Raw genomic sequence first — 19,090 nt, 5'->3', positions numbered from 1 at the left:
GCCCCCGGCTCCTTGGCACGGAGCCGGGGGCGCTGCCGAGTCCGTGCCGCGCCTACGACTTCGTGATGCGTACGGTCTCGCCGTACCCGTCGGCGGCGAGCACGTCGATCCGCACTCCGGCCGCCGCATCGGTGAACGACTCGCCGGCCCAGAACGGGGCGTCGTCCAGCGGGCGGCAGCCGCCGGCGGGTGCGGCGGCCGGCTTGGCGTCCATCACCCTGACCGGCCCCTGGCCGGTCCGCACGGAGGCGTCGACCCGGTAGACCAGGGCGCCGGTCGAGCAGGAGCCCGCGTCCGCCTGGATCCCCCGCCTGGACTCGACGACGTACGCAGTCGTGGGGCCGGTGCGTACCACCGCCATCTTGGTGCCGCTGCCGTACTCGGCCGCCGTGAGGTACACGGTGTCGCTGCCCTTCGTGGCCCGGCACACGACCTGGCCGTCCCCGGTCCAGCCGAGTTTCCAGGAGTGCCAGGCGAAGAATTGCGGCCCCCGGCCGCCGACCAGGCCCATCACGTCCCAGCCGCCGACGAAGCGGTGGGCGTCATTGCCCGACTCGAAGGCGTACAGATCGGGCAGCCCGAAGGTGTGCGCGGTCTCGTGGGCGACCAGCTTGGCACCCCAGTGCCACATGTCCTGGCCGAAGGTCACCGCCCACTTGACCCGGCGGCCGTCGGCCACCACACCCGCCGTGCCCGGCTCGTACACGTACGTGGGTGTGAAGGAGATCGCCGCCGCGTTGCGCGTCGGCACGACGTACACCATGTCGTAGCCGGAGAAGTCCACGTACGGATCGGCGGCCGCCACCGCGTCCTTGACGTACGCCTCGTGCGTCTCGTGGGTCAGGCCGCGCGAGAAGCCGTAGTCGGTGGAGGCGCGAGGCATGCGAACCCACCGCTGGTGCTGGTCGATCGCGAGCCAGGTCTTGCCGTACGAGGCGTACCAGAGCCAGTCCGCCCCGGGCATGATCTGCGCGGAGTCCTCGCTCGGAGCCTCGGTGGCCGGGGCGTCCGGGAAGTCCACGAAGAACATGCCGACCTTGACCGTGCCGAGGGGACGCCGGAACACCGAGTAGTCCGTGTCGTGCCCCTCGTCCGTCCAGCCGGTGGTGCCGCGCAGGGCGCAGGCCGACGGGCTGTCAGCGGCGTCGGCGGTCGGCGCCACCAGCAGGAGGAGCAGCAGTGCGGCGGCCAGGGCGGCCGACAGCCCGCGCATGGCCGTCAGGCGGCGGATGCGTCTGGATCTGGGCCTGGGTCTGGGTCTGGGTTTCATGGACGCACAACCTCCCGTGAATCACGTGTGACATTTCACATAAGATTGAGGGGATCCGGCTCCTGTCCGATAGCTGTCGTCGCTCCATAACATGCGCGGCATGGAACTGGAGGTACGGCACCTGCGGGTGGTGTGCGCGATCGCCGAGGCCGGCAGCCTGACCCGGGCGGCCGCCGCGCTGTCCATGACCCAGCCCGGCCTCAGCACGCAGTTGCGCCGCATCGAGTCGATGCTCGGCGGTGTCCTCTTCGACCGGCGCCGGGCCGGAGCAACACCCACGGCCTTCGGCGAGCTGGTGCTGGCCCGGGCCCACGCCGTCCTGCCGGGCATCGACTCCCTCCTCGCCGACACCGCCCGCGCGGCCCGCCACCTGGCCTCCCCGGACCGGGTCCGCGTCGGATCGGTCGGTGCTCCCCTCATCGGCCACCTCGTCCTGGCCGTACGGAGGTTGCTGCCCGAGGCCGAGGTGACGTCCCGGTGCCACTACTCCCCCGTCACCCTCCTGGACGACCTCGCCGCCGGCCGCCTGGAGGCGGCGGTGCTCGGCGACCACCCGGAGCAGGTCCTGCCCCCGCGCGAGGGGGTGGTCCTCACCCCCCTGGTCACCGAACCCGTCTTCGCCCTGCTGCCCGCGACGCACCCGCTCGCCGGCCAGGAGGCCGTGTCCCTGACCGAACTCGCCGATCACGACTGGGCGATGCCCCGGCCGGACGGCGACCGCACCCGCGAGTACTGGTCCTCCGTGTGCGCGCTGACCGGCCGGCGCCCGTCCGCCCCGCACGAGGCCGAGGGGCGCCAGCTGATCGAACTGGTCCGCGCGGGACTGGCCGTCAGTCTCTGCCAGGCCACCTTCGCGGAAACCCCCGGCGTCGCCGTCCGCCCCCTCGCGGGGAACCCGCTCTGGTACCGCCACGTCCTGGCCTGGCACCGCGACGGCCCGCTGACCCCCCACGGCGACGCCATCCTCCGCACGGCGGCGGCCGGCTACCTGGACAGCTGCGCCGCCAGCCCGGTCTACGCGAACTGGCGCCGCCGACACCCGGCCCTGGCCCAGCCCTCCGCATGAGCAGCAGGTCAGGCACCCTTCGCTCCGCGGCCGTCCTTGCCATCCAATCCAGTCGCCGCAGGTCGCAGCGCTCGGAGGGCGCGGTGCCACGCGACCGCGTTGCCACTGAAGTTGGTCAGCGCAGGTCACGGCGTTCCGCCGGACTGACTTCGCCGTCCAGAGGCAACCCGCAATGACCGGCCCGTAGATGCCAGCCGCGGCCGCGGCCTCCCAGTCGATCGGATAAGTCGCGGCGCCCCGCCCGCCACACTGGCACGTACCCCCGGGCACCATCGGGGCCGCTCCCCGGGCCCGGGCTTCAAGGCCCATCCGGCGCGGGGAGGGCGCACTCAAGCATGGGGTCCTGGACGGCCGTTGCTACAGCGGATCCCGCCGCCGGAGTGTCGCTCCATCACGGGCCGCCGGTAGCCCGCTTCGTGGGTTCGTGGCGACTACGATGCGTGGGTTCGACAGGACAGGGCAGAACAGCGGGGGTGCGTGGCGTGAGCGGTTACGGCGGGAGCGGGTACGGGGGCCCGGTGGGCGGCGCGGGCAGTCAGCCGCCGGCGGGGTGGGCGGGCCAGGGCTCTCCGGTACCGCCGCCGGCACCCCCGTACGCCCCGCCGCCGGGTTATCCGTACGCGCAGCCGGTCCCGCCGCAGGGGTATCCGTACGCGTGGGCCTATCCACCGGTTGCGCCGCCGCGCGTCGAGCCGTCGCGGGGGCGGAAGATCCTGCGCGGCCTCTACAACCCGTTTTACGCCGCCCAGCTGGCCTTCCGCCCTTCGCGTCCGGGGATCGTGAACGATCCGGAGGTCCGCAAGCTCCAGCTGTGGCGGACCGCGCTGGGGCTCGTGGCCTGGGTGGGCCTGATGGTCACCTACAACGCCGTCGTCAGCGCCGATGACGTCAAGGCCGTGGCGGACGATCGCCTCAACCAGAGCTGGTCCAGCGTTCTGGTGCTGGTTTGCACCTTCCCCGTGGTGGTCGGCGCGTTCGTGGCAGCCGCGGGGGGCGGGTTGCGGCGCGTCTACCTGCGACGGGCCCTGCGTTCGCTCGGCGCGGTGGTGGCCATCATGGCGTCCATGGGCACCTCTGCGCTCGCAATGGCGCCGGAGTTGGCGGGGCTCCGGGACGCTGTCGGGCTGCCGGGAAAGATCGTCATCGGGGTGCTGTGCCTGTGGTCGATCGGTTTCGCTCTCTACGGCATCGGCCTGTCGCTCGTTCACGTCTTCCGTACCGCCGACATCCACGAGGTGGTGCCGCCGATCCTCGCCGGCATCCTGGTGTGGGAGATGGCGCTCCTGGATGTGGCCACAGGCGCCTACCCGCAGGTCCCGGCGGGCGCGCGGGCGGTCTTCATCCTCGGCGCCCCCGTCACCGTCACAGCCCTGTCCTGGTGGGAGATGCACCGACTGCGCCGCCACCACGGGCTGACGGTCCGTAGCGCGCTGGGGCGCTGACGGCTTGACCGCGTGGCCGCGTTCCGCGGAGGAAGACTCAGGCTCTTTTGCGGGCTCAGCCTGCGGACCGCAGGTCCTTGCAGGTCTTGCACAGGGCGCTGGCACGCGCTGCGCAGCTTGGCGGGGCGCCCAGCGCGGACGTAGTCCCGGTATTCGTCACCAGCCATGCCCTGATTGACCCACCAGCCGCGAGCGGCGCCGATCATCTGCTCGGAGATGGCCGGGGCCGCCTTGGTTCCGCCCGGTCGGCCGGCGCCCGCGAGCGGGCGTTTCGAGTGCCGCACCGATGCCCCGGTCACTGGTTCGGCCCATCGCCCGTGACGGACGGGCGGCTCGGGCGGTTGTGGGGGACGTCGTCCATGCCGTAATCCCTGCGGCAGGTGTGAGTTCAAGGAGATCCCCATGTTTCGTATCGCCAAGGCCGTAGCCGTTACCGTCGCCGCTGGTGCTGTCCTGGCAGGCGGGGCCGGCATGGCCGCCGCCGACGCCGTGGCCGAGGGCGCTGCCATCGGCTCCCCCGGTGTCCTGTCCGGCAACGTCCTCCAGGCTCCCATCCACATCCCGATCAACATCTGCGGCAACACCGTCAACATCGTCGGTATCCTCAACCCTGCCTTCGGAAACGTGTGCATCAACGACGGCGGAGACTTCAAGGGCGGCCACCACAAGGCCGACCACCACGGCGAGCACTGACAGCACCAGAGCCCGGACCCGGCGCGCTCATCGCGCCGTCACAGCCAGCGCCGCCATCTAGACCAGCCGCAGCGGTAAGCCCCATACAGAGCGGCCTCCCCTCATCCTCCAGGGGAGGCCGATCTCATGACGAGATCCAGTGATGCTCCGCAGCGGCCCGTCTCACGTAAAGAGGGGGCCTCTTCAGTCCGGCGCAGCCTCGGCGTCGGCCCCCGGCCCTAACCTCCGACCGTCTCCTCCCTCAAACAACCGACGGGCCATGCTGTGGTCCGCCGTAGCATGCGCTCCTGTGAAGCCGCGCTCAAGGAACCGGACGTGGGACCCCGCTCGGTGGTCGCATGGCTGTCGAGTACGCACTCAACCAGTCCGCGGGATCGAGGACCACACGCCGAACCACTGCTCGGCGCCGAACTCCTCGAACCGCTCCACCTCGGTAAACCCCAGTTTCACCGCGACACGTACCGAACGGCCGTTGGCCACCTGGGTGCACAGCACCACCGGCTCGCCGGGAAACGCGTCGACGAACCAGCCGAGCGCCGCGGTGCATGCCTCAAGGGCGTACCCACGTCCCCACGCCTCCGGCAGGAACATGTAGCTGAGCTCGGCCTCCCCGGCATCAGGACGGACGTGCCCCGGACGCTCCGCGTCCCGCCTGTCGAGCGTGACGATACCGATCATCGCCCCGTCGTGATCGACCACGAACACGCCGGGGCGGCGCCCGGGCACTTCAAGCACTGCATTCTCAAGCTCCGCACGTGGTCGGGGGCCACCGAGGTACGTCCGCACCTCTGCCGAGGCGAACAGGTCGATGAACGCCGCACGGTCCCGGGCCACGGGCTCGCGGAGCACGAGCCGCTCGGTCCGCAACGGGGCGGGCGGCCAGACAGCGGGTCCAAGCTCAGCCATGACAGGCAACCTACCTACTCCCCCCGTCGGGCGCATCAGGCCCCGACATCACGCCTTCAACCTCAGTAACAGGCTGCCCCGCGCTTGAACTTGGGGCGGGCTGGTCTGGGGGTTCGGCGGGCTGGTGGTTCAGCAATCGCCGGTCGGCCCGTTACTCGTACCGGTACTTCAGCGAATCCGCCTCCGCCTGCTCGATGTCAGCGATCGTCAGCTCCGGCATCCGCAGCTGGGCCAGCGTCACCTCGGCCGAGGTCGGCTGGGCGTCCGCCGGCAGCCACTGCTCCGACTTCCAGGCCGCGCTGCGCAGGAGCGCCTTGGGGCAGTGCGGGTAAACCTCCTCGATCCCCAGCACCAGCGCACTGGCCGGCGGCTTGCCCACGGCCGTCAGCTGCGACAGCAGCTCCGGACGGGTGGAGACGCAGGCCCGGCCGTTCACCCTGAGCGTCGTGGTGCGCCCCGGGATGACGAACAGCAGCCCGGCCCGTCCGGTGGCGACGACGTTCTGCAGGGTGTCCAGACGCTTGTTGCCGGTCGCGTCCGGTATCGCCACCGTCCGTGCGTCCAAGACGGCGACGAACCCGGCGGGGCCGCCGCGCGGGGAAACGTCACAGTTGCCCTCGGCGTCCGCGCTGGCGACCAGGACCAGCGATGAGCAGCCGATCAACCGCCGGGTCTGCTCGGTGAGTTCGGTCATCTGCTTGCGCACGGCCGCGTCGTTGGGGAGTTCGTAGGCCCGGCGCAACGCCTCTTGGTCGGGCACGGCGTCGAGGCGGAGCGAGTCGAAGGCACTGCCGGCAAGGGGTGTCGTCATGCCTCCGACTCTAATGGCGGCCGACCCGCGATTGATCTTCGTCGGTGAGTGCGGGGACATGGAGACACCCACGCGAGTTGTCTGGTGTCTGAAGATCAAACAGGCCCGCGCGGTCATGTCCCATCCTGCCTCCTGCGGGCTGTCGCGCGAACATCTGGGCGAGTTGGTCGCAGAACTCGCCCCGCTTTGGGTGGCGCGCCGTGAGTCCGGGCGCCATGAGCGACGTGAGGGCGACCGTCGGCGAGAGGCCGGGGCCGGGCCGCCTCCTGGAGTGATGCCTTCGAATCGGTCCGCCCTTCATGCGCCGGACGCCGACGGCCAGGGCGAGGAGTCCCGGCCCGCTGCGGGCGAACGCCTGGCCGGCAACCACCTGAGACCGGCCAGGCCGACTTCATCCGAGCGGGACACGCCCTGGGACCAAGGGCCCGGCGTCCAAGTGAGCTGCGATGCGAGTGATGGTCCCGGCGTTGCCCTCGAACAGATGCGCCTGCATGCCCGCCGCCTGGGCGGCCTCAACGATGACTGCGACATCGTCGATGAACAGGCAGTTCTCCGGCCGCACGTCCAAGCTGGCACATGCGACCTCGAAAGCACGCGGATCAGGCTTCTCAATGCCGATCTCGTGCGAGTAGACGATCTGCTCCACCAGTTCGTCGAAGTGATACAGCGTCGTCTCCCGCTCCCTCGCGCCGACGAAGCTGTTGCTCAGGATGCCCAGCTTGCACCTTCCGCGCAGCCCCCGCACGTAGTCGATGAGCTCCACGTTCGGCGTCCCCAGATACTCCGCCCAGAGATCAGCCATGAAGGCTTCAACCCGGGGGGCATCGAGAGCCAAACGGGCCGCCACTTGCTCGTGCACCTCTCGCTCGCTGATGTCCCCGACGCTCCCAGCCCGCCACACGTCGTGCATCCGCTCATGGATAGTGCCCAGTGGCAGGTCCAGCCGCTCTTCCCACCGTCGCACCCATCCCGTTTCCGGCGTGATCTCCAGCACGCCGCCGATGTCGAGAATGACGCAGGTCGCGATCACACGAACTCCCCTCTTCGTCCTGGCCTGACCGGCGGACACAGACCACCCGCTCATGTGGTCGGCAGAGACACTGTCATCTCTCCCTCTGGGGCAAGGTCAAGCGATCTTCGATGCTTGTGACAGCCCTGTCGCAACCAGCCGACCCGGCTCGCCCCAATCAGCAGGTGCCTTCAAAGCTCTTGGAGTGGCTGCGGTTCTTGCCAGGGCAGCCTCGGGATGCTCCTGGTGTCGAGACCGGCGCTCAGGGTGTTCGAGGTGCGGCGGAGGGGCTGCACGTGACGCCCCGCGGCTCGGCTGGGCGGCCAATGCTGCGACGGACGGTCAGGAGTGGTGCACCCCCGGGCGTGCGGCAAGCGCGTCACCCTGCCCGGGTGTCAGCCGTCGGTGCCGCCGGTCAGCAGCAGTTCCGCCAAGGGCGTTCGCGCATGGTGCACCGAACGGCCTGTGCGCGTGCTTGTGAGGAGACCAGCGGCGCGTTGGGCCGCGGCGTGGGCCGAGGCCGTGGCGTTGCTGACCCCGATACGGCGGGCCAGTCCTGTGGTCGTACGTGCTTCGTCCAAGAGCGCAGGAGCGCGAGCCGGGTGCGCCCGAGGACTCCCGCGAGGGGCTCGCCCGCCTGGCCGCCCCCTTTCGGGACGAGCGGCAGCCCCCGGCCTGCCGGGTGGGTGAGCAGCGTCGGGCGGTCCGGCAGGTGCTGAACGAGCGGGTCGCGATGCCAGTGGAATTTCCGGCGCAGGATCATTCCGCGTCCGCCGAGGTGTATCTCTCGCATACCCCCAGCACCCCGCCTGGGCCATTCCCAGACTCCGTCGCGCAGCCGGTGACCCCGGTGCCAGGTCGATCAGGCCGGCGCCGAGGCCGTGTTCGGCGACGGCTAGGGCATGGCGGGTGAACTCCGTCCGGTGCAGATCCTGGACCAGGGGCCAGACCGGCGCGAATACCGTCTCGTGGGCGCCCTCTGTGCCCGGCCGAGTGTCCGCCAGGCGTCGGCGGTCCCGCCCTGCAGGGCGCGGATCCACGGCGGGGCCGGCCGTCGCCCGTACACCTGCTCGATCCTGCCCGCACGGACTCCGGGTGGGCGGCCCTGATCAGCGCGACCCCCTCGTCCAGCGTGTCGCCGAGGACGTCGAGGAAGGCGGGGGCCAGCCCGTCCGGCCCCAGGTCCGCGAGCGGTTCGACCGCGCTCGGCAGGCGCCGGCCGCAACGCGGCCGGCAGGGGCGGGGCGCTGCGGCCGCGGGCAGCGGCCCGGCGCTGCAACGTCTCGAACGTGTAGCTCACCCGGCCGCGCTGCAGGCGGGTCAGCTCGCCGCGCTGGTCAGCACGCAGTTCGGTTAGTCGTTGCCCGGATCGCCGACGGCGACCCAGAGCTTCAGGACCTCGCCTTGCCTCAAGGCGGCGTAGGGCTCGGGCTCCCACTCACCCGTTTCGGGGTGATGGGCGTCGAAGGACACACCGACGGAGCTTTGCTTCTTGTTGGAGCCTTGCTCCCAGGTGCCTGTTCCGGACCAGGTCAAACCGTCGTACCAGCCGACGGCGATGCAGACTTTATCGGCGATGAACGTCCCGTCCTGCTTCATCGTGAGGGTGCCGCCGTCGGCACCGGTCCACGTGGTCGCAAGTTCGCCCGGCTTCAGAACGACCGGTTCGCCGTCGGGCGGCGGCATGACGGTGAACCTGCTGCAGGCCGTCAGGGCGAGGGCCATGGCGAGCAAGATCAGCGCAGTACGACACTGACGCAACACACTCCACCCCTAGGCCGTTTCGTTTGGATCATCCGATCGCTGGTCTGGGATGTACGTCCAGTCCTCCTCGGACTTCACCGGCGTCGACCGAGAAGGGCCGCCTGCTCCATCTTGAGTCGCGCGAAGCGCGTGGTGGTGTACTCCTTCAGCTCCGGCCCCGGGAACTGGATGACGGATTTGTATTCGCGGAACTCACCAGTCGCCCAACGCGCCGCGGTGATCTCGTAGCCGGAGACATGGGCGCACAGTTCGAGCAGGACAGGCGGCACCTCCTCCTCGATGAGAAGGTCGGCCTTGGTGACGACCACGTCGCGCATCTTCTGGATGTTGGGCGGGAAGACAGTCGTAGCCCAGATGCGCCACTCGACGAGCTCCTCCTCGGTGGGGGGAATTTCGTGGTCGAAGGGGTGGACCCCATCAGGGCGGGCATACTTCTCGCAAAACGCCTCATAGGCGCGACTATTGGACTCCATGAGCGCGAAGAGTGGGCCGTAGAAGTCGCTCAACTGCTGGTTCACTCGGGCGAGCCGGGCCTGTCGCTGCGCGAGCCTCAGCCCATTGAGGTACGTCGCCAGGTATCCGACGAAGGCCAGACTGACGGTCGTGATCACGGTGCCCATGGCGGGATAGCAGGCCCGCTTCCTTCAGACCATCTGATCGTTGGTCTCATTCAGTGTCTGAACGCGCTCAAGTCGTAGTTGTCGGCGGTCACTCTTCACGAGGCTTGAGGCGGCAGGGCAGCGAAGTACCGCAACCGCGACGGCCGATCGCGGCCGGGCCGCAAATAGCCCGCGGATCAGGTTCTGACCACCCGGGGCAGAGAACAGCTGCCGCCGCTACACCACGCCAGAGGACATGACCGAGACGAGGGGATGGCGTTGGCACAGTTGCTGCTCGTTGGAGGCGGCCGTGCCAGCAATGGACTGTGCGAGCCAGGACAGGAGGAAGAGTAGGGCCATGAGGGTACCCATGGAGCGTGAGTACAGCTTCTGCCGCCAATCCTTCCTGCCTGCCCAGCGGGGCGAGCAGGCTCGGGCGTGGTCACCGATGCGCTGTTCCCGGTCGGATTCCGGTCCTGCCTTGTGGAGTTCTTTGGATTCGGTAGCCGCGTTGGAGGAGCCAGACCGTGCCGAAGAGGTAGAGGAAGAACTGCAGAAACTCCGGCCGTCAGTTCTCGCTGACGTTCCATACCCTCGGGGCCGGCGCCCCTCCACTCCGCGAAGTCGGTGTCGGTGAGGTCCACTTCCTCGGCGTTCTCCATCCCAGCAGCGGCGAGGAAGGCTCGGATTTCGGCCGGGCGGTGCGCCACGCCGATGGCGACGTCGTCATAGCGGACACGACGCCAGCCCTGCTGGTCGGGGCGGGTGGTGATCGGCTTGGCGGACATGGCCCCCAGCCTCTGCCGCTCCCACCGCGTCGGCATCCCATGGCATCCGAACGGGTGACCACGCCCGCGCACCGATCGCCCAAGAGCGGCGCCCGTCTGCGGTAGGCCCACGGCAAAGCCTCCGCCGTGACTCTGGTGCCCGCCCAAGAAGCACCCGGGAATCGTCCCACCTCTGCCTCCGTGGGGTCCGGGAGTGCCCGCCAACGGATGAACCGATGAACAGGTCCGGGCCTTCACCAACTGGGCGCCCGACAAGGACCGACATGCGGCCCAAGTTCGGTGAACACGCTCCAACCACCAGAGGCGGTTCGGCAAGAAAATAGACGCGATCGGCAACAACTGCTGACCGTCGGCGCGTCCAGTCGGGAGCTCCCCCGGCGGGGCGGCCCCACTCCCCTGTCGCAGCGAGCGTTTCAGTGGCGGCGTGCGCAGGTCCAAGCCCCCATGCCCTGGATCTCGGCGAGTCTCCTCGCCGTCGCGATCTGCTCCGCCTTTGTGGCGAGGTCCGCGCGTGGTGCGTACTTGCGGCCTCCTGCCGCGTTCCAGCTCGACTGGGTGAACTGCAATCCGCCGTAATGGCCGTTGCCGGTGTTCGCCCGCCAGTTCCCACCGGATTCACACCGTGCGATGGCGTCCCAGTCGTGGTTCGGTTTGGAGTGGACCGCAGCAGCGTTAGCCCCGGAGGCGTTCAGCAGGAATACACTCAACAAGACTGCAGAGGCCAGCAGTTGGCCGACCATGCTCCGGCTTCGCCGGTCCTTGCGTTGGCGCGACATCAGTCCTCCTTCGCTGTTGGGGCGGTCCCGCGTACGACCACCTTCGGGCCGTTGCCACAGCACAGCACGGACCGACGTACCTTCAGCGGCACTTGCCGTCGGCGAAGGAGTGACGCCACCCGAACGGACGCTCCACGGCCCCTCGTGAGGTCTCCCCTGCGCAGAAAGAACCTGTCCCGACCGTGACACGACAAGGTGACCGGCTTCAACCAGTGCAGCCTCCACGCCGCCCCAGCACTACCATCGCCGTCGTCGGCGAGCACTACGCCCGCAAGACCACCCTGCTACGCGCGCCGTCCTCGGTCTCACCCCACGCGCGCTCGCCGAACACCGTTGCACTGCAACCGACTTGGCTAGGGCCCGTCCGGCGGATCTCGTGACCATCGCGACTTCGGGTCGTTGGCATGAGCATGGGGCGGGGAGACTTAACGCATGAGGAGTGGGCCCGGCTGAAGCCGCATCTGCCGAAGTCCGGGCAGCGCGGCGGCCGCTGGGCCGGCCACCGCAGGGTCATCAACGGGATCCTGTACCGACTGCGCACGGAGGTGCCCTGGCGGGATCTACCTGCGCGTTTCGCCCCTTGGAAGACGGTGTACGAACGGCACAGACGCTGGTCGGCGGACGGCACCTGGGGCACGATCTTCGCGGCCGTCCTGGCCGACGCCGACGCGGAAGGCCGGATCGGCTGGTCGATGGTAAGCGTCGACTCGACCTCCTGACGGGCCCATCAGCACGCCGCTGGGGCTCGTAGGAAACCGCCACGAGTGCCGGGAAAAGACGTACGCCCCGGCAGCACCGCCCCGACGAGGGACTCGGACGCTCCCGGGGCGGTCTGACCTGCAAGATCCACCTCACCGGTGAGGGTGGACGCCGCCCCCTGGCCCTGCTGATCACTCCGGGCCAGTGGGGCGACGCTCCGCAACTCATCTCGGTCATGGACCGCATCCATGTCGCCCGCCTCGGCGGCGGACACCCGCGCACGCGGCCCGACCATCTCGGCGGCGACAAGGCGTACTCCTCCCGCCGAAACCGCCGCGACCGCCGCTACCTGCGACGACGCCAGATCAAGCACACCATTCCCGAACCGAAGAACCAGCGGGCCAACCGCCGACGAAGGGGCAGCAAGGGCGGCCGGCCCGCAGGCTTCGACAAGACGATCTACAAGCGCAGGAACGAAGTCGAGGGGACGATCAACGCGTTGAAGAACTTCCGGGCCGTGGCGACGAGGTTCGACAAGCGCGGCTACGTCTTCCAAGGCACCGTCACCGTCGCCTCGATCCGACTCTGGCTTCGCCCGTGATCTCTGCCGGATCTAGTCGCCGGTCGTGCCGTCGAGCATCTCGCGCAGGATGTCCAGGTGGCCGTTGTGGCGGGCTGTCTCCTCGGTGAGGTGGAGGAGGATCCAGCGCAGGTCGACATGGAGGCCGTCGCGGACGGCTCGCTGGGCCTGCTTGTCCAGACCGTTCGCGGCGACCAGTTCGCGGTAACGGGCGCTCTGTTCGGCGTATTCGTCGAGCAACTGCGTGAGCGGGAAGTCGACGGCGATGCGCATCTCGCGGTCGGGGTCCTCCTCGGTCCAGGGGCCCTGGTCTTCCTCGCCGAGGAAGACCACTTGGAACCAGTAGTACTCGACCCAGCGGAGATGGTTGATCAATCCGCTCATGGTCATCAGCGGTGAGCCCGGCAAGAGCGCCTTGCGGGCGTTCTCCACCGAGACGCCATCGCACTTGGCGCGGGCGGTGTCACGTGCGTAGTCGAGAAACGTGGTGAGCTGGGTGCGCTCGTCCCACGCGGGCGGCGTGTCGTCGATTCTTGTCATCGCGCGAAGCGTCCCCGATCACCGCGCCCGATGTCGAGGCATTTAACGGCGGGCCCAACCTGCCCCACCAGCTCCTTGTCCGGTGAGTCGCCACAGCCAGTCAGCGCGGGCGGGCTGCCCGGCAAGATCCGCCGGACAGGCTCTTGACACGGTTGTTGTCACCGTGTTCCTGAGCAAGATGGTTGTCACTTGAGCAGGACTGTCCTGTCGCGTTGAGCCTGTCGGATTCCCACCCGTTCTCGTTCGTGCTGTCCGCTTCTCATCCGGGCACGTGTTGAGAGACGATGCCTCGTCTCTCGTGGGACCTCAGCTCACTTCGCCGGAATCTGACGGATCGGAGACGTCGACGGTTTCAGGTCCGCGAACGAGGTCGGCCACGCGACGTCATCGATGGCGAGCCACGGCGCAGCGGCTACGGCGGTGGGTGTCACCCCGGTGAACGCTTTGACCTCGCGGTGGAGGTGGGCCTGGTCGACGTAGCCGCTTGCGGCCGCCACCTGGGCGGCGGGGTCACCCGCCGCGAGGAGATGGGCGGCGTGGTCGAAACGCACCAGCCGGGTGGCGTGCTTGGGGGTGAGGCCGATCTGGGACCGGAAGCGGGACCACAGGCGCTTGCGGCTCCATCCCACCTCGTTCGCCAGTCTGTCGACGCGCACCCGTCCCCGGCTGGTGAGCATCAGCCACCAGGCAGCGGCCACCTCTGGATCAGGCGACGGGCGGGCGCTCATTCGTCGGCCAAGGGCATCCACTGCGATCGTGAACCGCTCGTCCCACGACGCGGCGGCCCGCAGCCTTTCCTCAACTCGCCCCGCGTCGCGGCCCCAGACATCCTCCAGGGAGACCACCGTCCCGCTGAGGTCGGTCGATGCGCCGAACACCGCAACCGCCAGGACCGGTGACAACCGGATCTGGAGGCACTCGATCCCCCTGGCCGCCCGGCCTCCGAGCCGAAGGTCACCCGGTACCAGTCCAACGACCGTGCTGCCGCATTCGCGCCCGCCGTGGGCGTCGTAGACAAGGCTGTCTCCGTCGCTCAGGTCCACGAACAGAGTGACCGATGGGTGCGCGACCATGGCGATATCCACGCGCGCCGGAGCACGCTGGCGGAATCCAGCCATGCTGACCCCCGGCAGCCGGCTCGGCTGCCGGGGCACGGCGACCTCCACCGACGCCCAGTCAGGTGGTGATTCGGTGGACCTCACGGCACCAGGCTAGGCGATGGGTGTCAGCGGCCCGTCGCTGCGAAGCGCAGCAGCAACTCGCCGGTCGGCTCCGGCGCTTCGAGCATGGGGAAGTGCCCGACGTCGGGCAGCTGCTCGACTCGCGCGTTCGGCACCGTGTCGTAGTGGTGCGCCGAAGACGGATCCCAGCGGCGGTCGGCAGCGCCGAAGATCACCAGAACAGGGACGTCGAGTGCGGTCAGGCGCGCGGGTACGCTCCTCTCGGCGATGTACGCGCCGTTTTGGCGCAGCAGCGTCCTGAACGTGCGGTAGCCAATGCCCCGTACCTCGGCGACCAGGTCGTCCGGGACGTCCACCGGGCGGTTGCACACCGCGGTCACCCCCCGGCGGAGCATCGCGTCGGAACGGATTCTCCATAGAAGCGGGCCGAGCGGCGGGTCGATCAGGACCCGAAGGAGGACGGGCTGCGGAAGGAGCGCGTCGGGACTCGGGCCACTGCTGATCAGTGCGAGCGAACCCACCAGGTCCGGACGCTGTTCGGCGAGGGCGGTGGCGATGTATCCGCCGCTGGAGTGCCCGGCCACGGTGACCGGACGAAGGCCGAGCTCATCGAGCGCCGCGGCCAGGCTGGCTGCCTGCTCAGGCACGTCGTACGACGGCGCGGGCGCGGACTGACCGTGGCCCGGGAGGTCGATCCGGATGACGTGATACCGGCTGGCCAGTGCCGGCACTACCGGGCCCCAGAAGCTGCCCGAGGCCCCCGATCCGTGGATGAGCACTAGCGGCGGCGCCTCCCGCGGGCCGTCGTGGACCACGTGCATTCCGTGCAAACGCTTACCGTCGTAGATACCCATACACGGGAGGATGCCTGGGCTGCCGGCCCTCGGTCTTGTACAAATGTCGTCACGGGGCCGACGATCGCCAGGACTTTCGTCTCCACGGCGAGCGGGACTTCCGCGAAAGCCAGGACGTTTGAGATCGGCAGCCATCGGCAGTCTCGAACCACCTGGCATTCATGCAGGTCAACGAGTCCCTATGTACCAGCTGCACCGCGACAGGACAACGACGACTGTCACTGCTCAGTTTGTCGAACTCCCGTGCAGGCGAGGGTTGCGCTGGCGTCGTCGTCCGCTGTCCGCTCAGTCGTCAAAGTAGAGCTCAGGTCGGGTCCAGAGGGTGAGGTCGCTACTGGTGGGGACCGCCAGGGTCAGGCCTGAGGGGGAGAACCCGGCGGGCCTTGACCCCGGATTTTGGACACCGGAGAGACTTGGATCTTGATGTCCAGGAGAACGGAGTCCCCGTGGGGATGAAGCACTACCCCGCCGAGTTCAAGGAGGACGCGGTCGCGTTGTACCGGTCGAGGCCGGGAGCGACGGTCAAGTCGGTCGCCGCTGATCTCGGGGTGAATACCGAGACCCCGCGGAACTGGATCCGGGCCGCCGACGGGCGCCGGCCCGGGGCCCACTCCGCACCGCTGTCCGCTGCGAAGGCGGGCGGTGACGACGTTCAGGCGGAGCTGGCCACGGCACGGAAGAGGATCCGTGAGCTGGAGGAGGAACGCGACATCCTCCGCGAGGCGGCCCGGTATTTCGCGACGGAGACGCGCTGGTGAACCGCTGCCAATTCGTTGATGATCACCACCGCCGTCACGGCGTGAAGCGGCTCTGCGACATTCTCGGCGTTTCCCGCTCGAGCTTCTACTACCGGCGCGCCGTACCGCGGCCGCCCGGACGGCCCGGCAGACCGTCGAGGACCGGCTCGCGGCCCGGATACGCGAGATCCACCAGGAGTCCGACGGCAGCTACGGAGCCCCCAGAATCACCGCCGAACTCCGCGGCGAGCGAGGCCTGGTGGTCAGCCACAAGCGTGTCGCGAGGATCACGCGGAGCATTGGGCTCGGGGGAGTCCGTCTGCGCCGCCGGCACCGGACCACTGTCGCGGAACCGACGGTGGCGAAGGCGCCGGATCTGATCGGTCGTGACTTCACCGCGGCCGCGGTGAACACGAAGTACGTCGGCGACATCACCTATCTGCCGATCAGCGGCGCGAAGCCGCTCTACCTTGCGCCTGTCATCGACCTCGCCTCACGCCGTCTGGCCGGGTGGGCGATCGCCGATCACATGCATGTGGAGCCACAAGGCGGCAGCGAACCGAGAGCCACACCCGCCTCCCCTGGGTGCCGCAACCCTACGAATGGCTGGGGCCTCCCAGGAAGAACGTAGAGCGAACCGAGCTCGTCATCGACGCCCTGGCGGCAGCGGAGCGGACCCGCGGGGCCTGGCCGGAGCGGTGATGCACACCGATCACGGCTCGCAATATACGAGTAGGGCCTTCGCTGAACTCTGCAGGTCAGCAGGGTCCGGCAGAGCATGGGCGCGGTCGGGTCCAGCGCGGACAACGCCGCGGCGGAAAGCTTCAACGCCGCTTTCAAGAGAGAGACACTCAAGGGCCGCAAAGGCTGGTCGAGCGAGCGTGAGGCGCGACTCGACGCCTTCCGCTGGCTGACCCGATACAACACCCGACGCCGGCACTCCCGCCTCGGGCAGCGATCTCCGATCGCCTACGAAAGCGACCTCCAACCAGCAACAACTACCCTGGCCCAAGCCGCATAGACGTGTTCAAAATCCGGGGTCAAAGCCCCTGGCGGCCTTAACCTTCTTCGAGTTCCTTAGCCGCCTCCAGCAGTTCGGGGTAACGGGGAGGGTGCGCTCGGCGGCACCGGCCACCGTGGGTACGCTCACGCGCAGGGTGGGCCAGTGAAGGAGCTGTCCGGCCAGCCACACCAGGAGGTGGTGTCCAGTCGCCGAGGTCAGCCCGCATGTCAGGTCCAGGGACCGGCCCCAGGTGGCGGCCACCGCGTGCCAGCATCCCCGCGGCACCTACAGCATGTCCCCGGCCTGCAGAACCACCTCGGCGAATGGCGGCCCCTCGGGCTTCTCGGGCGCTTCGACGTCCAGGCGGAGCGGGTCCGTGCGGGTCGCCCCGTACAGGTTCCACCGCTTCGCGCCTTCGAGCTGGAAACAACGGGGCCGAAGACCCTCCTGTCCGAAACTACCCAGGTTAGGAGGTTCTTTGTAGTGAGCATTCGAACGTGAGCGGGTCGTGCAGCTAGGATGCGCGAAGTCGGCAGTTCACATGAGGGTGGGTCTGATGGATCTCGCAACGTCGGTGGCCCTTCTCAGGGGATGGCTCGAGACGAATGCTCCGGACGATATCGGTCGCCTCAACCCTGCTGCCGATCCGAAGGATATCCGGTCGATATCGGCGAACCGATTCACCCTCCATTCCGAACTGAGGGAATGGCTTGCCCTTCATGACGGGGTTCGTGCCGACCGGGGGCTTACCGGACCAGGTGGGTTCATTCCGGGAGGATATTTTCTCCTAGGCTCGGAAAGTATGCGGCTGGGGCAGCGCGACATGGAGAAGGCCGTTGCGTGGAGCCTTGAGGACGACCTCGTCGACTTCGTGGTGGGAAACGTGGCGCATGTGCGGTGGGTTCCGATAGCTGAAACTCACGTCGGGTCCCAATTGGTGGTCGATCACCGAGAAGGGCCGGACTTCGGATCCGTTCTAGAAATCGATTCCGATCTCGAGGTCTGGGGAATGAAGCGCTGGAGCAGCCTGGCCGAGATGTTTGATTCCACCTATCGAGCGCTGTCCGATGGGACCCCGATCAGTGATGTGACCGGGGACGAGATTCGCTCATCCCTGGTGCAATCGCCTGACGGGGCGGCATACATCGACTGGCGGTAGCTTTCCCAGGCACGGTACTGGGGTCCGGCTCCGGCCGGACCCCAGAGCTGCACACAGCCGCCACCGTTGGTGAGGGACTGCCCGCCGCTTTCCTCGCTCGCCGCAAACGGGAATTCGTCGCACTGGACTCTTCCCTTATCGTCGGGCGTCGCCTCTGGATGTGCAACGGTTCCATGCTTCTTGCTTCCCGGGTGCGAGGCAAGCCCTTCTCGCATCACCCAGTAGTAGGCGGCTGCAGGAGGATACCTGTCGGTGCTATCCGACCACGTCGGAATGTGCTTGGCGAACACACATCCGGTCGAGTTGGCGACCGCAAGGCTGTTGTCACACATCTCATCGAAGAAGGACCAGCTCGGGGCCTTTGTCTTCACTGCCCCCGCTGCGGCTGGCGAGGCCGCGCTGAACTTCAGAATCGTTCCGCGGTCGAATTCCTCGGACGTTCCAGAGGTCGGCTTGGTCCACGTGAACGTGCGTGTCGCGGAAGCAGTGTGGCTGTCCACGACCGGCACCCAGGTCGTGAGACCGCTCCAGGCTCCGCTGAGGGAACTGCTGCAGTTCGTCGTACAGAGCGCGTCCCAGTAGTCCAGCGTCACATTACCCAGCTCGGGGCTGATGGACATCGGGCTGATGAACATGCGCTGCTCGAAGCGCGCCGAATCACTGAGGAGTGTTTCCTCCCGAACCAGGAAGACGGCTGTACCGATCGTCTTCCCATCTTTCTCCCACCTGGTGAGGACTGCCAGCTTGTGGCAGCCTTGGCGACATTTGAGAGTGTATCCGGTCACGCTCGGCTCATTGCACCAGGAGACCAGCGGAGCGTCATTCGTCGCCTGCTGCCCGCCTGAAGACGTTTGAGCAGAACTTGGCTGGTACTTACCGATGCTGTAATCGATTGCTGTGCACTGAAGAACCCCCTTCTGGTCGGTTTCTCGGCAGGCTTCGGGAGCATTCAGGAAAAGCGAAGAAGGTGCTTGGGGTTCCTTGAGAACCAGCGGTGCCGACCCCAGCGGGCTGGGCTGCTTCTGCATGTCGTTGTCTCGGCGGGAGCCATGCGTGATATTCAACCGGTGACGATGCCGACGGGGACAGTTAGCATACCGGGAACGCTCATTGTCAGCTCACCGATGTACTTGGCCTTCGGGCAGTACATCTCAGTCGTCGGTCTCGACGCCGGCGAGACCAAGAAGATCGCCGAGATCCGCGACAAGAACGT

The 19,090-nt window shown here is 68.2% G+C and carries 17 protein-coding genes and 2 pseudogenes; 6 read left to right on the top strand and 13 right to left on the bottom strand.

Annotated elements, in window-relative coordinates; genetic code table 11:
- Nucleotides 1-52: 52 nt before the first annotated feature.
- Nucleotides 53-1,213: a M6 family metalloprotease domain-containing protein gene (locus tag ACZ5WG_RS23250; RefSeq protein ID WP_468725589.1), complete on the bottom strand. Its 1,161-nt coding sequence runs from the start codon at nt 1,211-1,213 to the stop codon at nt 53-55.
- Between the two features lie 157 nt (nt 1,214-1,370).
- Between ACZ5WG_RS23250 and ACZ5WG_RS23245 the strand changes: the two genes are divergently transcribed.
- The 3 genes from ACZ5WG_RS23245 (at nt 1,371) to ACZ5WG_RS23235 (ending at nt 4,471) form a co-directional block, all read left to right on the top strand.
- Nucleotides 1,371-2,336, top strand: a complete 966-nt coding sequence (locus ACZ5WG_RS23245; protein WP_468725587.1) for a LysR family transcriptional regulator — start codon at nt 1,371-1,373, stop codon at nt 2,334-2,336.
- 482 nt (nt 2,337-2,818) lie between these two features.
- A complete protein-coding gene (locus ACZ5WG_RS23240; RefSeq protein ID WP_468725585.1) occupies nt 2,819-3,778 on the top strand; it encodes a hypothetical protein in 960 nt (319 codons plus the stop codon).
- 402 nt (nt 3,779-4,180) lie between these two features.
- Entirely contained in the window at nt 4,181-4,471 is a 291-nt protein-coding gene (locus ACZ5WG_RS23235; RefSeq protein ID WP_468725583.1) for a chaplin, read from the top strand.
- A gap of 357 nt (nt 4,472-4,828) precedes the next feature.
- Here the strand turns inward: ACZ5WG_RS23235 and ACZ5WG_RS23230 are convergent, their stop codons facing one another.
- From ACZ5WG_RS23230 to ACZ5WG_RS23200, 7 genes are all read right to left on the bottom strand, one after another.
- Nucleotides 4,829-5,377 (bottom strand): GNAT family N-acetyltransferase, encoded by a 549-nt coding sequence (locus tag ACZ5WG_RS23230; RefSeq protein ID WP_468725959.1) that lies wholly within the window; start codon nt 5,375-5,377, stop codon nt 4,829-4,831.
- Nucleotides 5,378-5,528: 151 nt separating this feature from the next.
- Nucleotides 5,529-6,188, bottom strand: coding sequence for an MSMEG_1061 family FMN-dependent PPOX-type flavoprotein (locus ACZ5WG_RS23225; protein ID WP_468725581.1), 660 nt, complete (start codon nt 6,186-6,188; stop codon nt 5,529-5,531).
- A 391-nt stretch (nt 6,189-6,579) separates the two neighbouring features.
- Nucleotides 6,580-7,218, bottom strand: a complete 639-nt coding sequence (locus ACZ5WG_RS23220) for an HAD family hydrolase (RefSeq protein ID WP_468725580.1) — start codon at nt 7,216-7,218, stop codon at nt 6,580-6,582.
- A 1,332-nt stretch (nt 7,219-8,550) separates the two neighbouring features.
- The gene (locus ACZ5WG_RS23215) at nt 8,551-8,922 is read right to left on the bottom strand and encodes a hypothetical protein (RefSeq protein WP_468725579.1); all 372 of its coding nucleotides are present in this window, start codon (nt 8,920-8,922) and stop codon (nt 8,551-8,553) included.
- Nucleotides 8,923-9,035: 113 nt separating this feature from the next.
- Nucleotides 9,036-9,581, bottom strand: a complete 546-nt coding sequence (locus tag ACZ5WG_RS23210) for a hypothetical protein (RefSeq protein ID WP_468725577.1) — start codon at nt 9,579-9,581, stop codon at nt 9,036-9,038.
- A gap of 216 nt (nt 9,582-9,797) precedes the next feature.
- A complete protein-coding gene (locus tag ACZ5WG_RS23205; protein WP_468725576.1) occupies nt 9,798-10,175 on the bottom strand; it encodes a DUF6766 family protein in 378 nt (125 codons plus the stop codon).
- A gap of 586 nt (nt 10,176-10,761) precedes the next feature.
- Complete coding sequence (locus tag ACZ5WG_RS23200; protein ID WP_468725575.1) at nt 10,762-11,124, bottom strand: transglycosylase family protein; 363 nt, start codon at nt 11,122-11,124, stop codon at nt 10,762-10,764.
- A gap of 410 nt (nt 11,125-11,534) precedes the next feature.
- Here ACZ5WG_RS23200 and ACZ5WG_RS23195 point away from each other — a divergent pair.
- A pseudogene (locus tag ACZ5WG_RS23195) lies at nt 11,535-12,424 on the top strand (IS5 family transposase).
- Nucleotides 12,425-12,436: 12 nt separating this feature from the next.
- Here ACZ5WG_RS23195 and ACZ5WG_RS23190 read toward each other — a convergent pair.
- The 3 genes from ACZ5WG_RS23190 to ACZ5WG_RS23180 all read right to left on the bottom strand — a co-directional run bounded on the left by ACZ5WG_RS23190 (nt 12,437) and on the right by ACZ5WG_RS23180 (nt 14,978).
- Entirely contained in the window at nt 12,437-12,943 is a 507-nt protein-coding gene (locus ACZ5WG_RS23190; protein ID WP_468725574.1) for a DinB family protein, read from the bottom strand.
- Between the two features lie 311 nt (nt 12,944-13,254).
- Nucleotides 13,255-14,145 (bottom strand): helix-turn-helix domain-containing protein, encoded by an 891-nt coding sequence (locus ACZ5WG_RS23185; RefSeq protein WP_468725573.1) that lies wholly within the window; start codon nt 14,143-14,145, stop codon nt 13,255-13,257.
- A 23-nt stretch (nt 14,146-14,168) separates the two neighbouring features.
- On the bottom strand, nt 14,169-14,978 hold the full coding sequence (locus tag ACZ5WG_RS23180) for an alpha/beta fold hydrolase (RefSeq protein WP_468725571.1): 810 nt from the start codon (nt 14,976-14,978) through the stop codon (nt 14,169-14,171).
- 446 nt (nt 14,979-15,424) lie between these two features.
- Here ACZ5WG_RS23180 and ACZ5WG_RS23175 point away from each other — a divergent pair.
- A pseudogene (locus tag ACZ5WG_RS23175) lies at nt 15,425-16,736 on the top strand (IS3 family transposase).
- Between the two features lie 267 nt (nt 16,737-17,003).
- On the opposite strand, the gene ACZ5WG_RS23170 reads toward ACZ5WG_RS23175, so the two are convergent.
- The gene (locus ACZ5WG_RS23170; protein WP_468725958.1) at nt 17,004-17,183 is read right to left on the bottom strand and encodes a JmjC domain-containing protein; all 180 of its coding nucleotides are present in this window, start codon (nt 17,181-17,183) and stop codon (nt 17,004-17,006) included.
- A gap of 91 nt (nt 17,184-17,274) precedes the next feature.
- Here ACZ5WG_RS23170 and ACZ5WG_RS23165 point away from each other — a divergent pair, with 91 nt between their 5' ends.
- Nucleotides 17,275-17,877: an SMI1/KNR4 family protein gene (locus tag ACZ5WG_RS23165; protein ID WP_468725570.1), complete on the top strand. Its 603-nt coding sequence runs from the start codon at nt 17,275-17,277 to the stop codon at nt 17,875-17,877.
- Here the strand turns inward: ACZ5WG_RS23165 and ACZ5WG_RS23160 are convergent.
- Complete coding sequence (locus ACZ5WG_RS23160; RefSeq protein ID WP_468725569.1) at nt 17,769-18,905, bottom strand: hypothetical protein; 1,137 nt, start codon at nt 18,903-18,905, stop codon at nt 17,769-17,771. The genes ACZ5WG_RS23165 and ACZ5WG_RS23160 overlap by 109 nt on opposite strands.
- Nucleotides 18,906-19,090: the final 185 nt, after the last annotated feature.

It is taken from the genome of Streptomyces sp. NPDC032745 (genome assembly GCF_055579465.1).
This window is presented reverse-complemented; position numbering and strand designations above follow the sequence as displayed.